The sequence below is a fragment of the Bradyrhizobium sp. URHD0069 genome, from assembly GCF_000701345.1.
Taxonomy (GTDB): Bacteria; Pseudomonadota; Alphaproteobacteria; order Rhizobiales; family Xanthobacteraceae; genus Bradyrhizobium.
This window is the reverse complement of record NZ_JNIJ01000103.1, coordinates 1-4703: the sequence shown is the minus strand read 5'-3', so window position 1 is coordinate 4703 and position 4703 is coordinate 1. Positions and strand designations below refer to the sequence as shown.

Below are 4703 nucleotides of genomic sequence, written 5' to 3'. Positions count from 1 at the left end.
CGCAACGCCATCTACATGCCCTGTCTCGGCGCAGCCACGCAGAACAACCCGGTGCTCAAGGCCTTTTACAACCGCCTGATTGCCAAAGGAAAGGAGCCGAAGGTTGCGCTCGTCGCTTGCATGCGCAAGTTGATCGTCATCCTCAATATCCTGATCGCACGTCGACAGAAATGGGATCCCAGCCGCTACGCCGTCGCCTAATGAGCGCGTCTACATCGCGCTCGATCCTCGACCGAGCGCGATGTAAAGCCAACAGACCGGTGAGCGGGCGGGGTCAAGGCCGTCACCGCCCGAAGCTGGTAACCGGCAAGTGAAAGATGCCCCTCGCTCATTGCTGAAACCTCTTGACCAGCGTGTCGCGCACGGAGCGGACATCAATCCGAGTTCCGTCAAGCTGTTGAGCGATCTGTCCTGGAGCCCAAGCATAAACGAAGAGATTCTGCCGCTCGCGGCCCTTGAGCCATTCGAGAAGCGATGGATCGACCCGATCAACTAGCACGAGTGCTACTTTTGCGCCCTCGTGCAGGTTCCATGGCTTCTTCGGATCATAGAGAGTCAACGGCAGGTCGTGCAGAGCTTCGAGGGCTGTCCAGGCATCGGCAGGCCGCAGGTCGTAGTCGAAGTCTTCGAAAAGGATTTCCCTCGTGCGCAAATACGCAAAGCCAGCGGCGATGCCGGCGTATTTCAATTCGTCGCTAAGATTCAGCCGCCGGATGCGTTCGGCAGTCACGTCCCGGCAGAGGTTTTTGTCAGGCCCTTCTTTGGTCGCCTCGGTGGAGGACACCATGATGAAACGCCGATTCCCAAGGTGCCGCCTTGTCTGACAATTCGGGAACGATCTCGCAGGCTATGAAATTCGCATCGATGGCCGCATCCGCCTCGACTTCGTCCCGCTCCCACACCAGACCTAGTTTCTTGGTCCGGTCCCGCTTTTCCAAAAGCTCGACCAATTGCGCCTCTGTCAGATTATCGTATTTGCCGGGCATTTCAGTCTTTCTGCCATTGTCACTTTGGTCTGTTATAAGGTTCGTGCATTGCCTAGCGTCCCATAGCTAGGCGATTGGAGATATTCAGCTAATTTCTGTTTCTGACCCCGAATTGGACCTTACATAGTTGATTTTGTTCTAGAGTCGCAATCGGAGGAAAGGCGGGCTATTCACGAACCTGATTGTGAGTACACGACTTAGTCTAATCATCGCGCGGGCGAAAGAAAAAGCTCGATTGCTTCGTCGGTAAGCACGGACTTTCCCAAACGACCGCAGCCCCCGCCAAGGGAGCTGACGGAGGCCGCGTTGAACATCGCATCGCGTCTCGAGACCGCCATGAGATGTGGGAGCTCTAACGAAAGACTTAGAACGGTAGCAGCACGTCCATCACCTGTTGGCCGCGGCCGCGACGGCTTGCCGTCTGCGCATCACCTGAGCGCTGCTTGTCCTCGCGCCCGAATCCGGAGCGGCGGCGGCGGTGGTCCCAAATCGCGCCGCCAGATCGTTCCGTTGTCGAATTGAATGGTCATACCGTCAGGCGAATAGACGGCGCCCACATCCCAGGCATCCGCCCAGATCCGGGTCGCCGGCGCAAACGAATCAGGCCAGGCGCGGGAAGGCTGACCGGCTTCGTTGAGGAGATTCATATCCGGTCCGTTCTGCGTGACGAAGGCGGGGCTGCCGACCGGGCCCGCCCGACACGCTTCGACGCATCTATACATGCCGGTCAGGTTGACCGTTTGGGCCGATGCTTCGGTTGCAGCGAACACGGCCGCGACCGCAATGGCGCATGATATTATTCTCATGAAAATCGCTCCATAGAATTGCACGGATCCCAGGATTTAGCGTTCCAGAGGGACTCTTCATTATTCGGATCATGAGCGTTTGGTTCCATCAGCCACGACGATAATTCGGCTTGGTTAGCGCCGCGCTGAAAGGGCTTTCAATCGATGGTGTTGCCGCTCCGGCCATCCTCCGGCCGCACGAAAGCGTGATCTCGACCGGCGCGAAAACGACGATCATTTTCCAAAGATGTGAAGCATTTCACAGCGATACATTCCGGTTCGGGCTAATGCCATGCAGCACCCTGTTACGGGAGGCATCAATGCTCAGGTTTTTGTTAAGTCGCGTAAATGCCGGCCCTGGCTGGCAGGGAGTCGTCAGAATCCTGGTGATGCAGATTGCTGTCTTGCTCAGCCTGGCAGTCGCCGTGGTCTACTACATCGAATGGACGTCGAACGCCGCGGTTTCAGAGTTCATGAGCAGCAGTGAACTGTCGGCGCCGGACTTGCAGCGGTTTGCGCAATCCGGACGGTTGACGTTGGACAACGGCTCCAAGAAGGAATGCACGCGTCGCCCGTCGCCTTAGGGCGCGACGCCGCGCATGGCAGATGCGCGCCGCAATTTCGTCACGCAAAAATGGCGCGCCTCGTCATCCCTTGTTCACATTCAGCTTCTTACTGTGCGCGAAGTTTTGGAATGCCACAGAAAGAAACCCATGAAACTCAGATTTGCCCTTGTTGGACTTGCCGCCCTCGGTAGCCTTGCTGCGGCAGGAACCGCGTCCGCAATGCCCGCCGCAACACCGGATGCTCTCGGCAGCTCCGATGGAGCTGTCATCCAGGTCAAGGGCGGCCACGGTCATGGTCACGGCCATTTCGGGCGCGGCGGGCGTGGGCATCATTACGGTTGGGGCCGCGGCCGCGGCCACCATTTTGGTTGGCGGCATCATCGCCATTGGTGGTGATTTATAGTCTCCCGCCATCTCAAAGGGGCCGCCTCAGCTGGCGGCCTCTTTCATTTTCCCTCGACCGTTTTTCTCTCGACCGTTTTCTTGGGCATCGTGCCTTCATGCTCAACCGCCGCCTGGTTACCCGCCTATTAGGGCGTACTCATAAATCGCGATTGTTCGGAAATAGAGCGGCGCTACGTGCCATAAGCAAGCGAGCGCGCTGGCTAACACCGGCGCAATCCTGATCCTGTCGTTCGCAGAACTGGTTCTGAGGTTCGGATCCTACAAATTCCCGTCCGATGCACCGGGTAGCGAACTGGGGCAAACCTAGCCCGAACGCACTTGGCAAACTTAATTTATGACTACACGGCCTAGACGATCTTCGATGTTATTGGCGACCTCATCACACACGGACGCCAACTCAAGCAGCTCGTTCTTGACGATAGGATCGTCGGTCTGCTCGGCAAGTTTCCGATACATGGTGGCTTGGCCCCGCAGACAGTCAGGCCAATCATGCATGCCGAACACAGTACCGTTGAGCTCGGAGGGGTGACAATTCATAGTGGGAGCTTTCATTAGAACGCCGAATGGGTGAGGTTGATGTAGGTTCGCAATCGGCCGACACCACTAAATTGAGTGTTAGTTCGTGCTCCAATCCTTAGAAGCGAAGGAGCGGTGCCCGCGTTCACCTGCCAAGCGTCGGCAGCGAAGGAGGCCCTGATGCGCATTCCGGCTTTGGCGATTTCGGCGATCGCGACGGTTTTGACGGCGGCGCCGGCTCGGGCCCAGACGTACGATCCGGACTATCCGGTTTGCCTGCACGTGTACGACCGGGGCAGCCATTACGAATGCCGCTACACGTCGATGCCTCAGTGCAACGCGTCGGCATCGGGCCTCCCCGCCCAGTGCGTCATCAATCCATATTTTGCGGGCGCGCGAGTGCCGGCGGGACGACATTATCGCCGCGTCTACCAGGACGTGTACTCATAAGTCGTTGGCAGATCGCTGGCCGATGTCCGCTTTGCTCCTAGGAGTCTGACTCAAAAAGCGGCCAGTAGAATAGGCCACTTCTCGTCATTGCGAGGAGCGAAGCGACGAAGCAATCCAGTAACAGCCATATTAAATCCTCTGGATTGCTTCGAAGGTCGCCTGCTCGATCACCTCGTCGGGACCAGTTCGAGGAGTGGCTTCCCTTTTTCGACGATATATGTGGCGAGTTCCGCGCCGTTGCCGCTGCCGACGTTCTTCGCCGCGTGGACCGTTCCAGCGGGGATGAACAAGACGTCGCCGGCCTTGAGCGTCACCGGCGGTTTTCCCTCCACCTGATATTCCCACAAGCCTTCGATGACATAGATGATCTCTTCGCCCGGATGGCGGTGCGGGGGGAACGCCACCCCGGGGGCGAGATCGACGCGCACCTGGACGACCTCGCGTCCCGGGACGCTCCCGCTGCAGCTCGGTGCGCTTGACTTCCGGCTGCTGCGCCTGCGCCGCGTGCAGCACCAAGCCGCTTCCGACGACTACAATCGCCAGTATGCTTTTGCACTTCATCATCGTCGCCTCCTTGCTCAACTTGGCTTCTGCGCCGGTTACGGGCGGTGGGTTTAGGGCTGCGCCCGCGCCCACACGGTTGCGCTGTTGTGCATCACTGCAAAATTCATCGCCGAATGACCGAGCTGGGTGGCGGGCTCAATTGGTCAGCGCAACACTCTAATCTTTTAGCAAAGATGGAGTGTGGGCATGAAACAGCGACGTCGCATTTATTACTCGACCGCTCAGCGGTCTGAGATCTGGGATCGCTGGCAGGCCGGCGAGCCGATGAGTTCGATCGGACGCCGATTTGACCGGGAGTCCTCGTCGGTCTTCTCTGTGATCTCGCCAACCGGTGGCATACGTCCTCCGGATCGGCACCGTGCCAAACAGGCGCTCGGCCTTTCTGAACGAGAGGAAATCTCTCGATGGCTCAGCATGCGCTGCTCGTTGCG

6 protein-coding genes and 3 pseudogenes are annotated in these 4703 nt (G+C 58.3%); 4 read left to right on the top strand and 5 right to left on the bottom strand.

Translation table 11 applies throughout. The annotated features are described in order from the left end of the window. Positions 1 to 201, top strand: a pseudogene (locus N554_RS41335) (IS110 family transposase); the annotation flags it as partial. Positions 202 to 328: 127 nt separating this feature from the next. On the opposite strand, the gene N554_RS41330 reads toward N554_RS41335, so the two are convergent. The 3 genes from N554_RS41330 to N554_RS0130215 all read right to left on the bottom strand — a co-directional run bounded on the left by N554_RS41330 (position 329) and on the right by N554_RS0130215 (position 1792). Then, positions 329 to 787, bottom strand: coding sequence for a hypothetical protein (locus N554_RS41330; RefSeq protein WP_051677799.1), 459 nt, complete (start codon positions 785 to 787; stop codon positions 329 to 331). Beyond that, positions 750 to 986, bottom strand: coding sequence for a hypothetical protein (locus N554_RS41325; protein WP_029586858.1), 237 nt, complete (start codon positions 984 to 986; stop codon positions 750 to 752). Before N554_RS41325 ends, N554_RS41330 begins: the two co-directional genes overlap by 38 nt. A gap of 428 nt (positions 987 to 1414) precedes the next feature. Beyond that, positions 1415 to 1792 (bottom strand): hypothetical protein, encoded by a 378-nt coding sequence (locus N554_RS0130215; RefSeq protein ID WP_029586857.1) that lies wholly within the window; start codon positions 1790 to 1792, stop codon positions 1415 to 1417. A gap of 110 nt (positions 1793 to 1902) precedes the next feature. Here N554_RS0130215 and N554_RS36755 point away from each other — a divergent pair, with 110 nt between their 5' ends. Continuing rightward, positions 1903 to 2355: a hypothetical protein gene (locus N554_RS36755; RefSeq protein WP_036054655.1), complete on the top strand. Its 453-nt coding sequence runs from the start codon at positions 1903 to 1905 to the stop codon at positions 2353 to 2355. 63 nt (positions 2356 to 2418) lie between these two features. Here the strand turns inward: N554_RS36755 and N554_RS40575 are convergent, their stop codons facing one another. Then, a complete protein-coding gene (locus tag N554_RS40575) occupies positions 2419 to 2751 on the bottom strand; it encodes a hypothetical protein (RefSeq protein ID WP_156042199.1) in 333 nt (110 codons plus the stop codon). Positions 2752 to 3438: 687 nt separating this feature from the next. On the opposite strand from N554_RS40575, the gene N554_RS0130190 reads away from it, so the two are divergent. Continuing rightward, positions 3439 to 3708, top strand: coding sequence for a DUF3551 domain-containing protein (locus N554_RS0130190; RefSeq protein ID WP_029586853.1), 270 nt, complete (start codon positions 3439 to 3441; stop codon positions 3706 to 3708). 167 nt (positions 3709 to 3875) lie between these two features. On the opposite strand, the pseudogene N554_RS36750 reads toward N554_RS0130190, so the two are convergent. Continuing rightward, positions 3876 to 4269 (bottom strand): annotated as a pseudogene (locus N554_RS36750) (cupin domain-containing protein). Positions 4270 to 4458: 189 nt separating this feature from the next. On the opposite strand from N554_RS36750, the pseudogene N554_RS41590 reads away from it, so the two are divergent. Next, positions 4459 to 4703: pseudogene (locus tag N554_RS41590) on the top strand (IS30 family transposase); the annotation flags it as partial.